This is a genomic window from Streptomyces sp. NBC_00104, assembly GCF_045160825.1.
In the GTDB taxonomy this organism is placed as follows: Bacteria; Actinomycetota; Actinomycetes; order Streptomycetales; family Streptomycetaceae; genus Streptomyces.
Window position 1 is genome coordinate 4,747,432 of sequence record NZ_CP108215.1, and the last position, 19,723, is coordinate 4,767,154.

19 protein-coding genes and 1 tRNA gene are annotated in these 19,723 nt (G+C 71.1%); 11 read left to right on the forward strand and 9 right to left on the reverse strand.

Annotated features, from left to right (window positions below; genetic code table 11):
* Positions 1-8 precede the first annotated feature (8 nt).
* The 7 genes from OG272_RS20690 to galU form a co-directional block, all read right to left on the reverse strand.
* Positions 9-82: transfer RNA gene (locus OG272_RS20690), tRNA-Ala, on the reverse strand.
* A gap of 124 nt (positions 83-206) precedes the next feature.
* Positions 207-1,580 (reverse strand): gephyrin-like molybdotransferase receptor GlpR, encoded by a 1,374-nt coding sequence (glpR, locus tag OG272_RS20695; protein ID WP_405894364.1) that lies wholly within the window; start codon positions 1,578-1,580, stop codon positions 207-209.
* Between the two features lie 211 nt (positions 1,581-1,791).
* Positions 1,792-2,415: a GNAT family N-acetyltransferase gene (locus OG272_RS20700; protein WP_405894366.1), complete on the reverse strand. Its 624-nt coding sequence runs from the start codon at positions 2,413-2,415 to the stop codon at positions 1,792-1,794.
* Positions 2,416-2,441: 26 nt separating this feature from the next.
* On the reverse strand, positions 2,442-2,972 hold the full coding sequence (locus OG272_RS20705; RefSeq protein WP_405894367.1) for a molybdenum cofactor biosynthesis protein B: 531 nt from the start codon (positions 2,970-2,972) through the stop codon (positions 2,442-2,444).
* Entirely contained in the window at positions 2,969-3,451 is a 483-nt protein-coding gene (gene moaC / locus OG272_RS20710; RefSeq protein WP_326582165.1) for a cyclic pyranopterin monophosphate synthase MoaC, read from the reverse strand. Before moaC ends, OG272_RS20705 begins: the two co-directional genes overlap by 4 nt.
* Before the next feature lie 84 nt (positions 3,452-3,535).
* Positions 3,536-4,858, reverse strand: a complete 1,323-nt coding sequence (gene glp, locus OG272_RS20715; protein WP_327729273.1) for a gephyrin-like molybdotransferase Glp — start codon at positions 4,856-4,858, stop codon at positions 3,536-3,538.
* Positions 4,859-4,863: 5 nt separating this feature from the next.
* Complete coding sequence (gene galU, locus OG272_RS20720) at positions 4,864-5,766, reverse strand: UTP--glucose-1-phosphate uridylyltransferase GalU (RefSeq protein WP_326582163.1); 903 nt, start codon at positions 5,764-5,766, stop codon at positions 4,864-4,866.
* 94 nt (positions 5,767-5,860) lie between these two features.
* On the opposite strand from galU, the gene OG272_RS20725 reads away from it, so the two are divergent.
* A complete protein-coding gene (locus tag OG272_RS20725) occupies positions 5,861-6,475 on the forward strand; it encodes a 5-formyltetrahydrofolate cyclo-ligase (RefSeq protein WP_327729272.1) in 615 nt (204 codons plus the stop codon).
* A gap of 60 nt (positions 6,476-6,535) precedes the next feature.
* Here the strand turns inward: OG272_RS20725 and OG272_RS20730 are convergent, their stop codons facing one another.
* Positions 6,536-9,322 (reverse strand): penicillin acylase family protein, encoded by a 2,787-nt coding sequence (locus tag OG272_RS20730; protein WP_405894369.1) that lies wholly within the window; start codon positions 9,320-9,322, stop codon positions 6,536-6,538.
* Positions 9,323-9,571: 249 nt separating this feature from the next.
* Here OG272_RS20730 and OG272_RS20735 point away from each other — a divergent pair, with 249 nt between their 5' ends.
* The 6 genes from OG272_RS20735 (at position 9,572) to mscL (ending at position 15,664) form a co-directional block, all read left to right on the forward strand.
* Positions 9,572-11,194 carry a potassium/proton antiporter gene (locus tag OG272_RS20735; RefSeq protein WP_405894371.1) on the forward strand — a complete coding sequence of 541 codons (1,623 nt, stop codon included), beginning with the start codon at positions 9,572-9,574 and terminating at the stop codon, positions 11,192-11,194.
* Between the two features lie 288 nt (positions 11,195-11,482).
* The gene (locus OG272_RS20740) at positions 11,483-12,763 is read left to right on the forward strand and encodes an MFS transporter (protein ID WP_327729269.1); all 1,281 of its coding nucleotides are present in this window, start codon (positions 11,483-11,485) and stop codon (positions 12,761-12,763) included.
* A gap of 69 nt (positions 12,764-12,832) precedes the next feature.
* A complete protein-coding gene (locus tag OG272_RS20745) occupies positions 12,833-13,162 on the forward strand; it encodes an FmdB family zinc ribbon protein (RefSeq protein ID WP_326582158.1) in 330 nt (109 codons plus the stop codon).
* An 80-nt stretch (positions 13,163-13,242) separates the two neighbouring features.
* Complete coding sequence (locus tag OG272_RS20750) at positions 13,243-14,145, forward strand: S-methyl-5'-thioadenosine phosphorylase (RefSeq protein ID WP_327729268.1); 903 nt, start codon at positions 13,243-13,245, stop codon at positions 14,143-14,145.
* Positions 14,146-14,530: 385 nt separating this feature from the next.
* On the forward strand, positions 14,531-15,058 hold the full coding sequence (locus OG272_RS20755) for a hypothetical protein (protein WP_405894374.1): 528 nt from the start codon (positions 14,531-14,533) through the stop codon (positions 15,056-15,058).
* A gap of 129 nt (positions 15,059-15,187) precedes the next feature.
* Positions 15,188-15,664: a large conductance mechanosensitive channel protein MscL gene (gene mscL, locus OG272_RS20760; RefSeq protein WP_326582155.1), complete on the forward strand. Its 477-nt coding sequence runs from the start codon at positions 15,188-15,190 to the stop codon at positions 15,662-15,664.
* A 28-nt stretch (positions 15,665-15,692) separates the two neighbouring features.
* Here the strand turns inward: mscL and OG272_RS20765 are convergent, their stop codons facing one another.
* Positions 15,693-15,875: a hypothetical protein gene (locus OG272_RS20765; protein ID WP_327729267.1), complete on the reverse strand. Its 183-nt coding sequence runs from the start codon at positions 15,873-15,875 to the stop codon at positions 15,693-15,695.
* A gap of 177 nt (positions 15,876-16,052) precedes the next feature.
* Here OG272_RS20765 and OG272_RS20770 point away from each other — a divergent pair, with 177 nt between their 5' ends.
* The 4 genes from OG272_RS20770 (at position 16,053) to OG272_RS20785 (ending at position 19,705) form a co-directional block, all read left to right on the forward strand.
* Positions 16,053-16,331 (forward strand): hypothetical protein, encoded by a 279-nt coding sequence (locus tag OG272_RS20770; protein ID WP_405894377.1) that lies wholly within the window; start codon positions 16,053-16,055, stop codon positions 16,329-16,331.
* Complete coding sequence (locus tag OG272_RS20775; RefSeq protein ID WP_327729266.1) at positions 16,328-17,395, forward strand: P1 family peptidase; 1,068 nt, start codon at positions 16,328-16,330, stop codon at positions 17,393-17,395. The genes OG272_RS20770 and OG272_RS20775 overlap by 4 nt, the downstream gene beginning before the upstream one ends.
* A 167-nt stretch (positions 17,396-17,562) precedes the next feature.
* Positions 17,563-18,780: an Ig-like domain-containing protein gene (locus OG272_RS20780; RefSeq protein ID WP_326585784.1), complete on the forward strand. Its 1,218-nt coding sequence runs from the start codon at positions 17,563-17,565 to the stop codon at positions 18,778-18,780.
* 157 nt (positions 18,781-18,937) lie between these two features.
* Positions 18,938-19,705 carry a DUF6227 family protein gene (locus tag OG272_RS20785; RefSeq protein WP_326582152.1) on the forward strand — a complete coding sequence of 256 codons (768 nt, stop codon included), beginning with the start codon at positions 18,938-18,940 and terminating at the stop codon, positions 19,703-19,705.
* Positions 19,706-19,723: the final 18 nt, after the last annotated feature.

Genomic DNA, 19,723 nt, shown 5'->3' on the forward strand with positions numbered 1-19,723 from the left:
TCTGTGCGTGGACCTGTGGGGATTTGAACCCCAGACCCCCTCGATGCGAACGAGGTGCGCTACCAGACTGCGCCACAGGCCCTTGCAACGAGTGAAACTCTAGCATCCCCATCGCGGTGCTTGGAAATCCGTTCCCGGGGGGCCGCCGAGCGGCTCGCGGCCGGCTCGTGGCTGGTCAGCGGAGTGGGAGATCCAGGGGGCGCGCGTCACTCGTTGGCCGCGCGCGGACGGTCGCCGTCCTCGTACTGGTCGAAGAGCGGCGTGCGCCCCCGCTCGCGGGAGCGGCGTGCGGACGCGGCGCGGCGGGCGTCGGAACGGCCGCCGTCGGGTGCGTCGGCCCCGTCACCGGAGCCGGCGTCGTCCGCCGGCTCCTCGCCGCCGCGCTCCCCCTCCTGCTCCCGCCCAGGGGCGGGCGCGGAGTTCGAGGGGGCACCCGACGAGCCGTGCGGGTCGGCCGCGCTGGAGCGCGCGGAGCTCCACGCGTCCGGGGCGTTGAGGTCGACCCCGGAGGTGGCCCGGGGTGCGACCGGCGCGGTGACGTACGTCGGGAGCGGGACGGGGACCGGGTCCCAGCTGTCGCCCTGGCCGGGCCGCCGCTGGCGCTCACGCTGCTGGTCCACCCACTCGGCGTGGTCGGTCTGCTCGACGAGGGCTCGGCGGTCGGCCGCGAGCGCGGTCAGTTCGGCCCGGCCCTCCTCGTTCTCCGGTCCGTCCTCCGGCTCGTCGGTGTCCACCGGGTCCGGCGCCGGGCGCCGCCGCTGGGGCTGCCGCTCCCGCAGCCGCTGCGCCGCCACCTCGGCCTGCCGCCGGTCCATCGTGTACGCGAACCGCTTCAGCTCCTGGCGGCGCAGATGCGCGATGTACGTGCTCAACAGCACCGCCGGTACGGCCGGCGCCCACAGGAAGGCGAGTCCGCCGACCGCCGCGACGACCGCGCCGAGCGTGAAGGCGAGGAAGAGCATCACCGTCGTACGCCGCCGGCGCGCGAGCACCTTCGAGCGCTGGGCCCGCGCCTTGGCCTCCGCCGAGTCGCCCCGGCGTGCGCCCGCCGTCTGCCGGTCCGGACGCTTCACCCGGGCGGGCGCGGGCACATGGGCCGCCCCCGGCTTCGCCGACGGCCCACCGCCCTGCTGGGGCACCGCCTTCGCCTGTGCCGGTGCGTGCGCTTGTGCGTTCGCCTGTGCTTGTGCGTTCGCCTGTGCCTGTGCCTGTGCCTGTGCCTGTGAAGCCGGTTTCGCCGACTGCTGCTGCGCGTGCTGCGGCGACTCACCCCGCTCCACCGGCAGTTGCGCCTTCGTGTGCTCCCGGCGCGGAGGCATGGCGAAGGCCCGGACGTCCACCGAGTCGGTGACGCCGTCCGGATCGGCGCTGGGCTCCCCCTCTTCGGTGGAGCGCGCCCGCAGGTCCTTGGCGTATCGGCGCTCCATCCCCGCCCGGCCGGAAAGCAGCCGGATGGCGGTGCTGAAGCGTTCCGTCGGACGGGCTTCGTTCAGCTCGTCCTGCCTACGGAGCCACATCGGCACCAAGTAGGCGGCCCAGGCCCCGACGATGACTGCGTAGATGAGGCCGCTGCTGCTCACGACTCACACGGTAGAGGGGTTTGCGTGAGGCCATCCGCCAATTGAGCCGGTGTGTCGCACGATCTGGCTGATATTTCGAGCTTTTTTTGTGACCGATCCGATCAGCAGGTCACCGAGACCGCGAAATTAACGTGCCGAGAACGTCCTCGACTCGTTCAAGCCGATCGCATCCGGTCGCCGTTCGTACATTTCCTTCGAACATGCATTTCATTTATTGGGACTGTCCGGGCTTGCCCGCGTCGGAGCCCGCGTTCCGCGCCCGTTCCCGCCGCCAGCGGGCGAGCAGCCCCTCGGGGACCTCTTCGGCGGTGAGCGCGAAGACGAGATGGTCGCGCCAGGCGCCGTCGATGTGAAGATATCGTGGACGAAGGCCTTCCTCGCGGAATCCGAGTTTCTCCACGACCCGTCGGCTGGGCCGATTCTCGGGGCGAATACAGACCTCGATGCGGTGCAGTCCGACGGTCCGGAAGCAGTGGTCCACGGCGAGCGCGACCGCCGTGGGCATCACGCCCCGCCCGGCGACCGACTCGTCGACCCAGTAGCCGACATGACCGGAGCACATGGAGCCCCAGGTGATCCCGGCGACCGTCAACTGCCCGACCAGCCGCCCCTGGTACTCGATCACGAACGGCAGCATCCGGCCGGCGTTCGCCTCCGCCCGCAGTTGGCGGACCATCTGACGGTACGTCGGCCGGTGCGCGATGGGCCCGCTGGGAGTGGGCGGCGGAATGGTCGCCTCCCAGGGCCGCAGCCAGTCCCGGTTGCGGCGGTTGACCTCCCGCCAGTCCCGCTGGTCGCGCATCCTTATGGGCCGGAGGACGATCTCGCCGTCCACCAGCGCTACGGGCCAGGATGGGCTGTTCAGCTCGCACCCCCGTGACCGGGTCTGGAGTGGTCCCCGCCGCGGATCTGGTCGACGGCGTGGGTCAGCAGGGGTTCCAGTACGGCCAGGCCGTCCCGGACGCCCCCGGTCGAGCCCGGCAGGTTGACGATCAGCGTCCGGCCCGCGACTCCGGCGAGGCCCCGGGAGAGCGCCGCCGTCGGCACCTTGTCCCGGCCGTACGCCCTGATCGCCTCGGGGATGCCCGGCACCTCGTGATCGAGGACCGCGCGGGTGGCCTCGGGGGTGCGGTCCGTGGGCGAGATACCCGTACCGCCGGTCGTCACGATCACGTCGTACCCGGCGTCGACACCCGCCCGCAGCGCGGCCTCCACGGGGTCGCCGTCGGGCACGACCTGGGGGCCCTCGACGGTGAAGCCGAAGCCCGCGAGCCCTTCGGCGATCAAGGGCCCGCCCCGGTCCTCGTAGACCCCGGCGGCGGCCCGGTTGGAGGCGGTCACGACGAGCGCGCGGTACGACGCGGTGCGGGCGTCCCCGGTGGGCGCCGTCATGCCCGGCTCCAGTCGCCCGACTTGCCGCCCGTCTTCTCCTCGACGCGTACGTCCGTGATGACCGCGCCCTTGTCGACCGCCTTGACCATGTCGATCACGGTGAGGGCGGCGACGGAGACCGCCGTGAGCGCCTCCATCTCGACGCCCGTACGGTCCGTGGTCTTCACGGTGGCGAGGATCTCGACGGCGTCGTCCGCGACCGACAGGTCGACCTTGACGCCCGACACCGACAGGGGGTGGCAGAGCGGGATGAGGTCGGGGGTGCGCTTGGCACCCATGATCCCGGCGATGCGCGCGGTGGCGAGGGCGTCGCCCTTGGGCACCCCCTCACCGCGCAGCAGTTCGACCACCTGGGGCGAGACCAGGACCCGGCCGCTGGCGCGGGCGGTGCGCGCGGTCACGTCCTTCCCGGAGACGTCGACCATGCGGGCGGCGCCCGCCTCGTCGATGTGGGTCAGTCGGTCCTGCGGCGTACTCATGGTGGTGTGGCGCTCCCGATCGGGGCCCGTCGCGGTGCGGCGCGCGGTCTGTTGTGCGCGACACGGTACGCCACCCTCGATGGTTCAGCCGAGCAGGACGACCTGGACCTCCGTACCGGGCTCGACCGACTCGGCGTCCTCGGGGATCACGATCAGCGCGTCGGCTTGTGCGAGGGCCGCCACGAGGTGCGATCCGGCGCCCCCGACGGGCGTCACCTCGCCGTCGGCGTACGTCCCGCGCAGGTACTGCCGACGGCCCGCGGGCGAGGTCAGGGCCTTGGGCGCCCGGAGGGTCGCCGTGGCCGTCGGCCGGTGGACGTCGTCGAGGCCCATCAGGGTGCGGATGGCGGGCCGGACGAACAGCTCGAAGGAGACGTACGACGAGACCGGGTTGCCCGGGAGGGCGAGGAGCGGGGTGTGGTCGGGGCCGATGGTGCCGAAGCCCTGGGGCTTGCCGGGCTGCATGGCGAGCTTGCGGAAGTCGATGCCGGCACCCTCCTCGTCCTCGTCGCCGACGGACTCCAGGGCCTCCTTGACCACGTCGTACGCGCCCACGCTGACCCCGCCGGTGGTGACCACCAGGTCGGCGCGCACGAGCTGGTCCTCGATGGTGGAGCGGAGCGTCTCGGCGTCGTCGGTGACGGCACCGACGCGGTAGGCGATGGCGCCCGCGTCCCGGGCGGCGGCGGTGAGGGCGAAGCTGTTGGAGTCGTAGATCTGGCCGGTGGCCAGCGTGTCGCCCGGCGGGATCAGTTCGCTGCCGGTGGAGAGCACCACCACGCGCGGGCGCGGGTGTACGCGTACGGTGGCGCGGCCGATGGCGGCGAGGAGGCCGAGCTGCGGCGGGCCGAGGACCGTGCCCGCGGCGAGGGCGCGGTCGCCGGCGCGGACGTCGCTGCCCTCGGCGCGCACATGCGCGCGTGCCTCGGCTGCGCGGTGCACGGCGACCTGGCCGGTGGCTCCCTCGGGGCTCGCGCTGCGGGCGCGCATCCCGGAGACGGGTCCCTCGCCGAGGCCGCCGTCGGTCCACTCCACCGGGACGACCGCTTCCGCGCCGGGCGGCAGGGGGGCGCCGGTCATGATGCGGGCGGCCTCGCCGGGTCCCACCCGGGGCGGCTCGGCCTGGCCCGCCGCGATGTCCCCGATCACCGTGAGCACGGCCGGGAACTCCTCGCTCGCGCCCGCGACGTCCGTGACGCGCACCGCGTACCCGTCCATCGAGCTGTTGTCGAACGGCGGCAGTGAGACCGGCACCGTGACGTCCTCGACCAGGACGCAGCCCTGGGCGTCGAGGAGTTGCAGCTCGATGGGTTCCAGGGGGCGGACGGTGGCGAGGATGTCCTCCAGGTGCTCGGTCACCGACCAGAGGTGGCCCGGTCCGGTGGTGCGGGTCGCGGCGGTGCTCAATGTGGCTACATCTCCTCGGCTACGTAACTGCGAAGCCAGGTCCGGAAGTCCGGTCCCAGGTCTTCACGTTCGCATGCGAGTCTGACAATGGCACGCAGGTAGTCGCCACGGTCCCCGGTGTCATAGCGGCGGCCCTTGAAGACGACGCCGTGCACGGGGCCGCCGACCTTCTCGTCCACGGCGAGCTGCTGGAGGGCGTCGGTGAGCTGGATCTCGCCGCCGCGGCCCGGCTCGGTCCGGCGCAGGACGTCGAAGATCTGCGGGGCGAGGACGTAGCGGCCGATGATCGCGTAGTTCGACGGGGCGTCGGCCGGGTCCGGCTTCTCGACCATGCCCGTGACCTTGACGACATCGCCGTCCTCGGTGGCCTCCACGGCCGCGCAGCCGTAGAGGTGGATCTGCTCCGGCGCGACCTCCATGAGGGCGATGACGCTGCCGCCGTGGTGCTCCTGGACCTCGACCATGCGCTTCAGGAGCGGGTCGCGGGGGTCGATCAGGTCGTCGCCGAGGAGGACGGCGAAGGGCTCGTCACCCACGTGCGGGGCGGCGCACAGGACGGCGTGGCCGAGGCCCCTGGGGTCGCCCTGGCGGACGTAGTGCATGGTCGCGAGGTCGCTGGACTCCTGGACCTTGGCGAGCCGGTGGGCGTCGCCCTTCTTCTGGAGGGCGGACTCCAGCTCGTAGTTGCGGTCGAAGTGGTCCTCGAGGGGGCGCTTGTTCCGGCCGGTGATCATCAGGACGTCGTCGAGCCCCGCCGACGCGGCCTCTTCGACCACGTACTGGATCGCCGGCTTGTCCACGACCGGCAGCATCTCCTTGGGAGTCGCTTTCGTCGCGGGCAGGAACCGGGTGCCCAGACCCGCCGCGGGGATGACAGCCTTGCTGATCCTGGGGTTCGCCTCACTCATGGCCGCAACCCTAACGGGTGCCTTTGTGAGGAATCTGTGGCTCCGATGAATTCGCTCTCATATAAGCCGATTACGAACAAAACTGGAGCGACCGATGAGCCGGATGGGACCTGAACCGGAGCTTTCCAAGCGAATGTTGCGTCGAGAGCTCCTCCTGGTGAGGAACGGGTTGACTCCGGATGACGTCCGGAAAACGACGGACGCCCTTGCGGGCCGGGCGCTCGATCTGCCCGAACTGGCGCGGGCGCGCACGGTCGCGGCGTACGTCTCCGTGGGGAGCGAGCCGGGCACCCTCGCGCTCCTCGACGCACTCCGCGCCCGGGGCGTGCGCGTCCTGCTCCCGGTCCTGCTGCCCGACAACGACCTCGACTGGGGCGTCTACGTGGGAGAGGCCTCCCTCGCGCGCGTGCGGCACGGCGGCCGGATGGCGCTCCTGGAGCCGGCGGGCGACCGGTTCGGCCCCGACGCCGTGACCTCCGCCGAGGTCGTCCTGCTCCCGGGCCTGGCCGTCGACGGGCGCGGGATGCGCCTGGGGAGGGGCGGCGGCTCGTACGACCGCGTCCTGGCCCGCCTGGACCGCGCGGGCACCGACCCGGCGCTGGTGGTGCTCCTGTACGACACGGAGGTCGTGGACCGTGTCCCGGAAGAACCGCACGACCGCCCGGTCCACGCGGTGGTGACGCCTTCGGGGGTACGCCGCTTCCGGTGATCCGGACGCGAAAGCGGCCTCCACGCGTGCGTGGAGGCCGCTTTCCTGTTCAGGCGGGCGTCACGGTTTCAGCAGCAGCGTGTCGCTCGTGGCGGCTTCGACCGCCTTGTCCGAGAACGACCACGTCAGCAGCTCGCCCTTGACCCACTTGTCGGTCTGGTCGGTGTAGTGCGCGTTGTACGCGTGCCCGGAGGCGCCGGTGAGGTTGATCCACTTGGACTTGTCGAGGTCCCCGAGGTTCACCACCATGCGCATCGAGGGCACCCAGACGACCTCGTAGCCGCCCGCCGCGTTCCAGCCGGTGGCGTTGACCGTGGCCTCACCGCCGCCGAGCTTCCAGGGGCCGCGGTTGAGCATGTACTGGAGGAAACCGGGGCCCTCGGTGCCGAGGGTCTGGTTCTTCAGGAACAGGCGGTGCAGCCGGCCCCAGTTCCAGCTGTCGATGTCCTTGCCGAGCTTGGCGGTCAGCTCCCAGCGGGCGTCGCGCATGGCCCGCTTGAACAGCTCGTCACGGGTGTCGACGGCGACCTGGGTGCGGGTCTTCGGCGTGGACCACCAGGCGTTGTCCTGGTCGTCGATGATCCGGCGGACCACCTCGAACCAGCGGTCGCCGCCGTCCGGCTGCGCCTGGTCCGCGTCCCGCTTGCCGCACTCGCGCACCCGCTGGTCCTCGTCCGCGGGGCCCGTGGAGTTGACCGGCTCGACCGACAGGCACTGGCCCTCGACGCGCAGCTCCTTGGGCAGCTTGTCGCCGAAGGCGAGCTTGAGGATGTTGCGCCAGACCGAGTTGAAGTACGCGGCGGCGGCCGAGTCGGCGTCCTGGGTGTAGTCCCAGCCCTCCAGGAGCTTCTGCGCCTCGCGGACGTTCTTGTCGTTGACGTCGATCTTGAGCAGCAGCGGCACCAGCAGCTTGGCGATCTCGCTGCTGTTGTCCATCTGCATCTGCCGCATGTCGTCGGTGGAGATCTTGCCGCCACCCTTGATCTTCGACTCGATGAGGCTGGTGATCCGCTGCGCGCGCGTGCCGTAGCCCCAGTCCGCGGTGAGCGTGTACGGGTACTTCTCGTCGACGACGGCCTGGTTCGCGGTGACGATGTAGCCGCGCTCCGGGTTGTACTCGTACGGCAGTTCGTCCTGGTCGATGTAGCCGTTCCAGCGGTACCTGGTGTCCCAGCCCGGCGCGGGCAGCGAGCCGTCGCCCTTGCCCCGGGTGGGGATCTTGCCGGGCAGCTGGTAGCCGATGTTGCCCTCGGTGTCGGCGTAGATCAGGTTCTGCGAGGGGACGTCGAACAGGGCGGCGGCCTCGCGGAAGCCGTCCCAGTCCTTGGCCTTGTTCATGGCGAAGACGGCGTCCATGGAGGTGCCGGGGTCGAGCGCGGTCCAGCGCAGGGCGATGGCGTAGCCGTCGCCGCGGTCGGGGGCGTCCTGGTCGACCGTGGCCTTCTTGCCGACCTGGACGAGTTCGTCGTTGCGGTCGGACAGCAGGGGGCCGTTGTTGGTGGTGCGGACGACGATCTTCTTGGACGTGCCGCCGGCGACCTCGATGGTCTCCTCGCGGGTGTCGAACGGCAGGACCTTGGAGCCGTACTGGTAGCCGTCGCCGGTGAGCTTCTCCAGGTAGAGGTCGGTGACGTCGGCGCCGGAGTTGGTCATGCCCCAGGCGATGTCGGCGTTGTGTCCTATGACCACGCCGGGCATGCCCGAGAAGGTGTAGCCGGCGACGTCGTACTGGCACTTCGCGGAGACGGACTTGCAGTGCAGGCCCATCTGGTACCAGACCGACGGCAGCGCCGCCGACAGGTGCGGGTCGTTGGCGAGCAGCGGCTTGCCGGTGATGGTGTGGTCGCCGGAGACGACCCAGGAGTTGGAGCCGATGCCGTTGCCGTTCACGCCGACGGCCTCGGGCAGGTCCTCCAGGACGTTGTAGAGGCCGTCCAGCTGGGTCTGGAGGGCCCCGGAGTCCGTGGACGTTCCGGCGGTGCCCGTGTCCGTTCCCGTGCCGCCGGTGCCCGTTCCGGTGCCCTGCGTGGAGCCGTCGGTGCTCTGCGTCGACCCGGACCCGTCCGACCAGGTCTGGGTCAGCTCGTCGTACTGGCCCTCCTGCACGATGGTCTTGTTGCGGTCGTACGGGTACTGCGGGTACAGGTCGGCGATCTGCTTGGGGCCGAGGCGGCTGGTCATCAGGGCGCGGTCGATCTCGTCCTGCATGTTGCCGCGCAGGTCCCACGCCATCGCCTTCAGCCAGGCGACCGAGTCGACCGGGGTCCACTCCTCGGGCTTGTAGTCGTTGGAGAAGCCGAGGGCCGCGTACTCCAGGGAGATCTCCTCGCCGTCCTTGCCGGCGAGGTAGGCGTTGACTCCCTTGGCGTACGCGTCGAGGTACTTCTTCGTGTCGGCCGAGAGCGTCTTCTCGTACTCCTCCTCGGCGGTCCGGTGCCAGCCGAGGGTGCGCAGGAACTCGTCGTTGTCGACCTGGCTCTCGCCGAACATCTCCGAGAGGCGGCCGGCCGTCATGTGGCGGCGCACGTCCATCTCGTAGAACCGGTCCTGCGCCTGGACGTAGCCCTGTGCCATGAACAGGTCCTCGTCGGAGGAGGCGTAGATCTGCGGGATCCCCTGGCCGTCGCGCTTGACGTCGACCGGTCCCGACAGACCGTCCAGGGTTATCGACCCCTTGGTCTGCGGGAAGGAGGCGCGCACGGTGGAGACGGACCAGAACGCCCCGTAGCCGACGCCACCGATGATGGCCAGGACCAGGACGATCAGGAGAAGGCGGACTTTGCGTCCCTTCTTCCTGCCGGACTTGCCGGACTGCTGGCCGGAGGAGGCGGGGTTGTCGGTGGGCATCGCTGTCCTTGCTGTCCTAACACGAGCGGCAGGTCGGGCTGTGCTTTGTACTGAACGCTGGAGCAACCATAGGCGCAGGGCCCGACGCGACTTGACGCGGAGTCGGGAACTGGCGCGGACGACTGTTCGATCTTGCCCTCGAAAGCGTCAAGAAATCGTCAAGAGTTAGGTAAGGTAACGAAGTACTTGCACTGGCGTAACCGCAACCGCACGGTTTCCGTGATCGGCTTCGCATGCCCACACGCGCGCGTGCCCACCTCCAGTGCTCGGCATCGCCCACACTCGGAACCACGTGCGGTTCGGCGAGAAAGGTTCGGCCCTCTGACTGTCCACGACCTCAACCAGCTCCTGCTCGTCTGCTCTCTCGTCCTGTTGGTCGCGGTCGCCGCGGTCCGGATCTCGTCGCGCAGCGGGCTCCCCAGCCTGCTCGTCTACCTGGGCATCGGCATCGCCATGGGCCAGGACGGCATCGGCGACATCCACTTCAACAACGCCGAACTGACCCAGGTCATCGGCTACGCGGCCCTCGTCGTGATCCTGGCGGAGGGTGGCCTCGGCACGAAGTGGAAGGAGATCAAGCCGGCCCTGCCGGCCGCCGGCTCGCTGGCGCTGGTCGGAGTCGCGGTGAGCGTCGGCGTCACGGCCGCGGGCGCGCACTATCTGATCGGGCTGGAGTGGCGGCAGTCACTCATCATCGGCGCGGTGGTGTCGTCCACGGACGCGGCGGCCGTCTTCTCAGTGCTGCGCAAGATCCCCCTCCCCGCGCGCGTGACGGGCACCCTGGAGGCCGAGTCCGGCTTCAACGACGCCCCCGTCGTCATCCTCGTCGCCGCCCTCTCCATGGCCGGACCGGTCGAACACTGGTACGTCCTGATCGGCGAGATAGCGCTGGAACTGGCGATCGGCGCCGCCATCGGGCTCGCCGTGGGCTGGCTGGGGGCCTGGGCCCTGAGGCACGTGGCGCTGCCCGCGTCCGGCCTCTACCCGATCGCCGTCATGGCCATCGCCGTCACCTCCTACGCGGCCGGCGCCCTGGCCCACGGAAGCGGCTTCCTCGCCGTCTACCTGGCCTCCGTGGTCCTCGGCAACGCCAAGCTGCCGCACTGGCCGGCCACGCGGGGCTTCGCCGAGGGGGTCGGCTGGATCGCCCAGATCGGCATGTTCGTCCTGCTCGGACTGCTGGTCACCCCGCACGAGATGGGCGACGACATCTGGCCCGCGCTCGTCATCGGCCTGGTGCTGACCATGGTGGCGCGGCCGCTGAGCGTCGTCGTCGCGCTGACGCCGTTCCGGGTGCCGTGGCGGGAGCAGACGCTGCTGTCGTGGGCCGGGCTGCGCGGGGCGGTGCCCATCATCCTGGCGACGATCCCCATGGTGAGCGGGATCGAGGGCAGCCGCCGGATCTTCAACATCGTCTTCGTGCTGGTCGTGGTCTACACCCTCGTCCAGGGGCCGACGCTGCCCTGGCTGGCCCGCAAACTGCGTCTGGGCGGCTCCGGCGACGAGGCCGCCGACCTCGGCATCGAATCGGCGCCCCTGGAGCGGCTGCGCGGCCACCTGCTGTCCGTCGACATCCCCGAGAAGTCCCGTATGCACGGCGTCGAGGTCCACGAGCTCCGGCTCCCAGCGGGCGCCGCCGTCACCCTCGTCGTCCGCGACGGCACCTCCTTCGTGCCGCTGCCGACCACGGTGCTGCGACGCGGCGACGAACTGCTCGTCGTCGCCACCGACCCCGTACGGGACCAGGCGGAGCGCCGCCTCAGGGCCGTCGGCCAGGGCGGCAAGCTGGCCGACTGGCTGGGGACGGGGAACGGGAACACGACGAACGGGAACACGGGGAACAGGAAGGGCCAGGGCGGGACGGGGCGCTGAGGATCTCCGGAGAAGGTGGTTAAGAGCAGGTTTCACACTGTTCACACCCTCTGGAATCGGGGGTGCGGTCGCCCATGGTGCTCATTTTCACAGGTGACCCGACCGATCCCCCTGTACGATGAAGGCGCACTTGATCGGACCAACTCTGTCTGACGCAGAGCTGGCGCGACCGTATGGCGGCCGAGACACCCCCTCCGCGTGGGCCCGGCATCTACCGCAGTAGCGCAAGAGGACAGCTCTCGGCGCCCCCCGCACGGGCGCGCTACCAGGCGGCGGAAAGGCACGGCCGTGGCATCCACGGTCACCTCGAACACCTCGAAGACGTCCCGCCCGGGCTACGGGCAGCTGCTGCGCACCCGTGGCGCGTGGACGTTCCTCCTGCCCGGCTTCGCGGCCCGCCAGCCGTTCGCGATGCTGACCATCTCCATCGTGCTGCTGGTCCAGCACACCACCGGCTCGTACGGGGCGGCCGGCGCGGTCGCCGCCGTGACCGGTGTCTCCATGGCGCTGTTCGCCCCCTGCACGGGCCGTCTCGCCGACCGTCACGGTCAGCGGGCCGTCCTGATCCCCGGCATCCTCGTCCACGGGGCGGCGGGCCTCTCCCTGACGGCACTGGCACTGATGGACGCCCCCGTGTGGGCGCTTTTCGCCGCCGCCGTGCCCACGGGCGCCTCGGTGCCGCAGATCGGCCCCATGGTGCGGGCCCGCTGGGGCGTCAAGCTCCAGGACTCGCCCCTGACGAGCACCGCGGCCGCCTTCGAGTCGGTCACCGACGAGCTGACCTTCGTGCTCGGCCCGCTGGTCGCGACCGCGCTCTGCACCGCCGTGCACCCGGCCGCCGGCCTGCTCACCGAGGCCGGGCTCACCCTGATCGGCGGTCTGCTGTTCGCCGCGCAGCGCGGCACCCAGCCCAAGGTCGTCCCCGTGGCGCACGCGCGCGTGGAGCGTGTCTCCGCCCTGTCCGTCCCCGGGGTGCGCGTCCTGATCGTCACCTTCCTCGGCATCGGCTCCGTCTTCGGCGGCATGCAGGTCTCGCTCGCCGCCTTCTCCGAGTCGATCGGCGAGCCGGGACTGAACGGAGTCCTGTACGGCGTCTTCGCCGCCGGCAACATGCTCTCCGGCATCGTCTGCGGCACCCTCGCGTGGAAGGTGTCCCCTCGGCGGCGCCTGATCGTCGGCTACACGGCCCTCGCGCTGGCGACCGCCGCCCTGTGGACCGCCGACTCCGTGCTCGTCCTCGCCGTGCTCGGCCTGCTGGTCGGCATGTGCATCGCCCCGGCCCTGATCACCGGCTACACGCTGGTGGACTCCCTGGTCCCCTCCGGTGCCCGCACCGAGGCCTTCACCTGGCTGACCGGCGCGGTCGCGCTCGGCCAGGCGGCGGCCGTCACGGCCGCCGGACAACTGGAGGACCGGCTGTGGACCGGCGCCGGATTCCTGGTGCCGGCGGCCGGTACGGCACTGGCCCTGGCGACCCTGTTGGCCCTGCGTACGCGGCTGGTGGGCACCCCCCGGAGTCGTACCGTCGCGCGTGTCGTCGGTCACCGAGTGCCGGTGACAGTGGACTGATCCCCGGGGAATAGGTCACTATGGACTGTCGTTAGCACTCATCGAGTGAGAGTGCCAGGAGGAAGACCAGTGCCGACGTACCAGTACCAGTGCACCGAATGCGGTGAGGGCCTCGAAGCGGTGCAGAAGTTCACCGACGACGCCCTGACCGAGTGCCCCAGCTGCAATGGCCGCCTCAAGAAGGTGTTCTCCGCGGTCGGCATCGTCTTCAAGGGCTCCGGTTTCTACCGGAACGACAGCCGCGGCTCGTCGTCGAGCAGCAGCCCGGCGACGGCGAAGTCCTCCTCGTCGGACGCGAAGTCGTCGTCGGACGCGAAGTCCTCGTCGTCTTCGTCGTCCTCGGAGTCGAAGTCGTCCTCATCGGGCTCTTCCTCCACCAGCAGCACCTCGGCCGCGTAGCGCCTCCGTCCGGGACCCCGCCGTCGTACGACGACCGGCGGGGTCTTCGGCGGTTTCCGGGCCCCGGTTAGGGTGCGGGCATGGCGAACACGGAGCACGTGGACAACGAGGTCGGGCCGACGGTCGGGGTGGCCGACGCGGCGGCAGGGGCGAGCCTGGCGGAGATCGGCGTCATCGGCGGATCGGGGTTCTACTCCTTCCTCGACGACGTGACCGAGATACAGGTCGACACCCCCTACGGGCCGCCCAGCGACTCCCTCTTCCTCGGCGAGATCGCCGGACGCCGGGTCGCCTTCCTCCCGCGCCACGGCCGTGGCCACCATCTGCCGCCGCACCGCATCAACTACCGCGCCAACCTGTGGGCCCTGCGCTCCGTCGGGGCGCGCCAGGTGCTCGGCCCGTGCGCGGTGGGCGGTCTGCGGCCGGAGTACGGACCGGGCACGCTCCTCGTCCCGGACCAGCTGGTGGACCGCACGAAGTCGCGCGCCCAGACCTACTTCGACGGCCTCCCGCTGCCCGGCGGCACCGTGCCCAACGTCGTCCATGTCTCGCTCGCCGACCCCTACTGCCCCGTCGGCCGCGAGGCCGCCCTCGAAGCGGCGCGCAGGCGCGACTGGGAGCCCGTGGACGGCGGCACCCTCGTCGTGATCGAGGGCCCCCGCTTCTCCACCCGCGCCGAGTCGCTGTGGCACCAGGCCCAGGGCTGGTCCGTGGTCGGCATGACCGGCCACCCCGAGGCCGTCCTCGCCCGCGAACTCGAGCTCTGCTACACCTCCCTGACCCTCGTGACCGACCTCGACGCCGGCGCCGAGACCGGCGAGGGCGTCTCCCACGAGGAAGTCCTCCAGGTCTTCGCCGCCAACATCGACCGCCTCCGCGGCGTCCTGTTCGAGGCGGTCGCCGCACTACCGCCGAACGCCGGCCGGGACTGCCTGTGCACGAAGGCGCTGGGCGGGATGGATCCGGGGTTCGAGCTGCCGTAGCGCGGTGGCGGGGTGGCCGTGGCTTTAGCGGCGGGGCGTGGCTGCGGCGGTGACGTGGCGGCGACTGCGGCTGCGGTTTGGCCGCGACTGTGGCTGTGGCTGTGGCTGTGGCTGTGGCTGTGGCGGGGTGGTTGTGCCGCCGCGGCCGGTGCGGGGCGAAGGGCGGAACTCCCCGTTCGGGTGGTGGGGTTTTCCACAGTCGGTGGGTAGTCCACAGGCCTCAGCGGGCTCCGCCGCGAAGCCCCATCGTGGGACGGCAAGCCGATCTCGCACAGCAGGTGGTGGCCCCATGTCCCGTCCCTCATTCACGTCCTCGTCCGCGTCCACTCCCGTCTTTTCCTCCGCGTCCACTCCCGTCTTTTCCTCCGCGTCCGCGTCCGCATCCATGCGCCTCCCCTCCTGGGCCGGCGGACCGCCCGGCACGGACACCCCTCCCACCTGCGAGGTCCCGCACTTCGCCCCGCTACGGGTACGCGGCGGCGCCCACCGGCTCCGCCGTCTCGCCCGCTGCCGAAGGCGAGCCATGGCCGCGGGCCTGGCGGTGACCGCCGCAGCCCTCCTGGCGACGGGGGCAGGTCCGAGGGAAGCCGAACGGGTCAGGGGTCACGCCGTGGCCGACCCGGTTCCCGAGCGCCCCACCGTCGTCGAGACGGTGACCGCGCCGGTACGCATCGCCGACGCCGCGGCGGTCCGACTGCTGCGCCCCGGCGACCGCGTCGACGTGATCGCGGCCGAGGAGTCCGCGACGGGCGGCGCCGCACGGATCGTCGCCCGCGGCGCCCGGGTGGTCAAGGTGCCGACCGCGAGCGCCACCGAGAGCGGAGCCCTGGTCGTCCTGACCGTGCCCCGCCGCACCGCGGCCCGGCTGGCCGGCGCGGGCGCCACGTCCCGCCTGGCGGTGACGCTGTGGTGACCGCGGACCCCGGCACCGGCCCCCACCCGTCAAGTCCCACGATGGAGGGACCCACTTGCACACCCCGGCACTGCCCTGACGTAGGTTGCGGAGTCGTTTGTTCCACAACCAGCGCAGAGAGGCCTCGTGGTGAGCGACAAGAAGGATCCGAGCGTCTGGGAGGGCTTCAAGGCCTTCCTGATGCGGGGGAACGTCGTCGACCTGGCCGTCGCCGTGGTCATCGGCGCGGCCTTCACCAACATCGTCAACTCGTTGGTGAAGGGGGTCATCAACCCACTGGTGGGGGCCTTCGGCACCAAGGACCTCGACAGGTACAGCTCGTGTCTGGAGCACCCCTGCAAGGTGGCGGCGGACGGCACGGTCACCACAGGCATCCCGATCATGTGGGGCACCGTCCTGAGCGCCACGCTCAGCTTCGTCATCACCGCGGCCGTCGTCTACTTCCTGATGGTGCTCCCCATGGCCAAGTACCTGGCCCGCCAGGAAGCCCGCCGAAAGGCGAAGGAAGGTACGCACGAGGTCATCGAGCTGAGCGAGCTGGAGGTCCTGAAGGAGATCCGCGACGCCCTGGTGGCCCAGCGCGGCTCGGGACACGACCGCGAGTAGCGCCGCTCGAAGCCCTTGGCCGGCGGTGTCAGATGTGGTGGGGCGGCTTCTCGTCGAGGAAGCGCTTCAGGTCGGCGGCGCTGTCGCCGCCGTCCCCGGGCCGCTCGCCCCACCCGTGGTCCGTGTCGTCGGACGACGGCCGGCTGAGCGGGTCGTCGAAGACCAGCGCGGCCTTGGGGTCACGCGGTTCGGAGGCGGGAGCGGTACTCATGCCTCCAGAGTACGGCCCCGAGCACGGACGGCCTCCGGCCCCGGGCTCTCCCCCGGCCCGCTCCCACACGCGCCGGGCCTGTCGGCGCACTCCCCCGGTCCACCCGAGCCCTTGTGAACATCCGAGTGTGAACATCCGAGCGAGAATTCCACCGGCTTTTCTGGTGTGCTTGGCCCCATGACGCCCAGTTCCACGCCCCCGACCCCCTCGGCTCCGGAGCCACCCCTGGGCTCCGGCGCGGCCTCGTCGTCGGCTTCCGCCGCCCCTTCCGGCGTCGGCCGGGAGCCGGTGCGCAGGCTGGTCGCACGGGGGCGTGGGGAAGAGCATCGGGTCGCCTCGCCGCCGGAGCTCTTCTTCGACCTGTGCTTCGTCGTGGCCGTCGCCCGGGCGGGCGTCCGACCGGTGCACGGCGTGGCGGAGGCGCACGCGGCCGAGGGCATCGTGAATCACTCATGACGGCCAGGGCAGTTGACGCGTTGACCGATGTCCCCGGCCTGCGGGTCGGGCACGCCACCCGGGTGGGCGGGGGCTGGCTCACCGGTACCACGGTCGTGCTCGCTCCGGAGGGCGGCGCGGTCGCGGCCGTGGACGTGCGCGGGGGCGGCCCCGGCACCAAGGAGACGGACGCGCTCGACCCCCGCAACCTGGTGCAGAAGGTCGAGGCGGTGGTGCTGACCGGCGGCAGCGCGTACGGCCTGGACTCCGCGTCGGGGGTGATGGCCTGGCTGGAGGAGCGCGGACGGGGTGTACGGGTCGGCCTCGACCCCGCGCACGTGGTGCCGGTCGTGCCGGCCGCCTGTGTCTTCGACCTGGGCCGGGGCGGGGACTTCAAGGCCAGACCGGACGCTGCCACCGGCCGGGCCGCGGTCGAGGCAGCCGCCGCGAGCAGGCCCGGTGCCCCGGTGGCGGAGGGGTGCGTGGGTGCCGGGACGGGGGCGACGGTCGGACTACTCAAGGGCGGCATCGGCACCGCGAGCACCGTGCTGGGCTCGGGGATCACGGTGGCCGCGCTGGTGGTGGCGAACGCGGCGGGATCGGCGATGGATCCGGAGACGGGGGTGCTGTACGGGGAGTTGTTCCAGGGGCGGCCGGCGTATCCGGCGCCGGAGGTCCACGAGAACGCGCGCCGACGGGTCGCGGAGGCCGCAGCGATGAGCCCCCCTCCCCCGCTGAACACCACACTTGCCGTCGTCGCCACCGACGCCGACCTGACCCGCGCCCAGGCCCAGAAGCTGGCCGGTACGGCGCACGACGGCATCGCCCGCGCCGTACGCCCTGTGCATCTGCTCAACGACGGGGACACCGTGTTCACGCTGGCGACGGGCGCCCGGCCGCTGCCGCCCCGGGCCGGCCCGCTCGCACTGAACGAACTCCTGGCGGCGGGGGCGGACTTGGTGACCCGGGCGATCGTACGGGCGGTACGGGCGGCCGAGTCGGTGGACGGGCCGGGTGGAGTGTGGCCGTCCTACGGGGAGTTGTACGCGGGGGATGAGGGGGCGAGGGGGACGAGGGGGGCTTGAGAGGCCGGTAGTTCCAGCAGGGGTCGTCGAGGGCGATTGTCCCGGTTCTGTCACGTGATGCCACGAGACGGAGACCGGGGGAACCCGCTCGGCCGTCGTTCGCTCTATGTCCACGTACCGGAGCGGATGACGTGGATCGCCTAGACGCGAAGAAGCTGGAGCAGATCGTGACAAGGCCGAAGATTGCTGTGCGGCGTGCGGTGGGGGCCTGTGCCGTGCTGGTGGTCGGTGCGCTGACCCTCACCGGCTGCGGCGGGGACGCCAAGGCCGACGACAAGAGTGGTGGCAAGGGGACTTCGGCCGAGGACGCGGCAGCGCGGATCACGATCTCGGCGAAGGACGGTTCGACGGGTGCGTCCATCAACGCGACCGGTGTGAAGGTCAGCGGCGGCAAGCTGACCGAGGTGAAGATGACCGTCGCCGAGGGCGGCGCGGCCGTGGCCGGCGAGATAGCCGCGGACGGGCGGTCCTGGAAGCCGAAGGAGCAGTTGGAGCGGGGCACGAAGTACCAGATCTCCGCGACCGCGAAGAGCGCCGACGGGAAGACGTCGGCCGCCAACTCCATCTTCACGACCGTGTCGACGGCCAACAGCTTCATCGGGACGTACACGCCGGACAACGGCACCACCGTCGGGGCGGGCATGCCGGTGTCGTTCACCTTCGACAAGGCGATCACGGACCGGAAGGCCGTGCAGTCGCACATCAAGGTGACGTCGAACAGCGGGCAGGAGGTGGTGGGGCACTGGTTCGGGGCGCAGCGGCTCGACTTCCGGCCCGAGGAGTACTGGAAGGCCGGCTCCAAGGTCACGATGAAGATCGACCTGGACGGCGTCGAGGGCGCGAACGGTCTGTACGGGGTGCAGGACAAGACGGTCACGTTCACCGTGGGGCGCTCACAGGTGTCCACGGTGGATGTGAACACGCAGACCATGACGGTCGTGCGGGACGGGAAGACGCTCAAGACCGTGCCGATCTCGGCGGGCAGTGCGAGCAACCCGACGTACAACGGCCAGATGGTGATCTCGGAGAAGTTCCGGCAGACGCGGATGAACGGGTCGACGGTCGGCTTCGGCGGTGAGTACGACATCGCGGACGTGCCGAACGCGATGCGGCTGACGACCTCGGGCACCTTCATCCACGGCAACTACTGGTACAACAGGTCCAACCCGCCCTTCGGGCGCGAGGGCACCAGCCATGGCTGCGTCGGCCTCGCGGACGTCCAGGGGGCGAACGGCGACACGGTCTCCAAGTGGTTCTTCGACAACTCACTGGTCGGCGACGTGGTGATCGTCAAGAACTCCCCCGACAAGGCGGTCTCGCCGGACAACGGCCTCAACGGCTGGAACATGTCGTGGAGCGAGTGGACGGCGGGCGACGCCATCTGACCCCGGTGTTCCGGGAGTTCGTCGGGCCGCGCGGGAACCAACCGCGCGGCCTCCTCGTTTTACGGGCGTACGTTTTCTCGGTTCCCGGACATGATGTCCGATCGAGGGGCTACGGTATGCACCCACAAGGTGACATGCAGCAACGCCGGGAGAAACCTTGAGCGTTCCGTACGAGACGGCAGCGTACGAGCCACCCGAGTCGCCCGAGTCTCCTGAGGAGCACCTCGCGCGACTCCTCGGCCGCGCCCTGAACTCCTTCGAGCTGCCCGACGAGACGATACGACAGCTCGACTGCGCCCTCGCGCACGACAGCTCGCTGCACTCCGCGCACTACAGTTCGGGGCTGCACCGGGCGACGTACCGACACACCTGGCTGCTCGCCGACGGCTCCGCCGTCACCCTGTGGGAGCTGGTGCACAACACGGCTCCCGGCAGCGACACCCAGCACGAGGTGTACACGGACGACGAGGAGCTGCGGGCCGCCACCGCGCGCCTGCCGCTGCCGCCGGACGCCTCCGACTTCGAGCTGCCCGCCGTGGTGGAGCTGGCGGCGTTCCCCGAGCCGCGCCACGACTACGTACCGGACGACTCGGCGGACCACGCCCGTCGGCTGCTGCGCCGCGCCGAGAACCAGGACCCTCCCGGGGACGAGCTCGCCACCCTGCTGCTGCGGACCGCGTTCGCGCACGAGATCACCCAGGCCTTCGGCCGGCCGCACCGTCCCGGGCGGCACGGCCGGCCCGGCCGGCCCGGCTTGAACTTCTCGCTCTACGAGCACGCGTTCCTGCTCACCGACGGGCAGGAGATCTCCCTCTGGGAGGTCGAGCACACGGCCACACCGGACGGACGCCACATGTGCGAGGTGTACGCGACGGAGGACGCGGCCCGGGACGCGATGGAGCGCCGGGCGGGGACGCTCGGCTAGACCTCGGCCGGGAGCGCG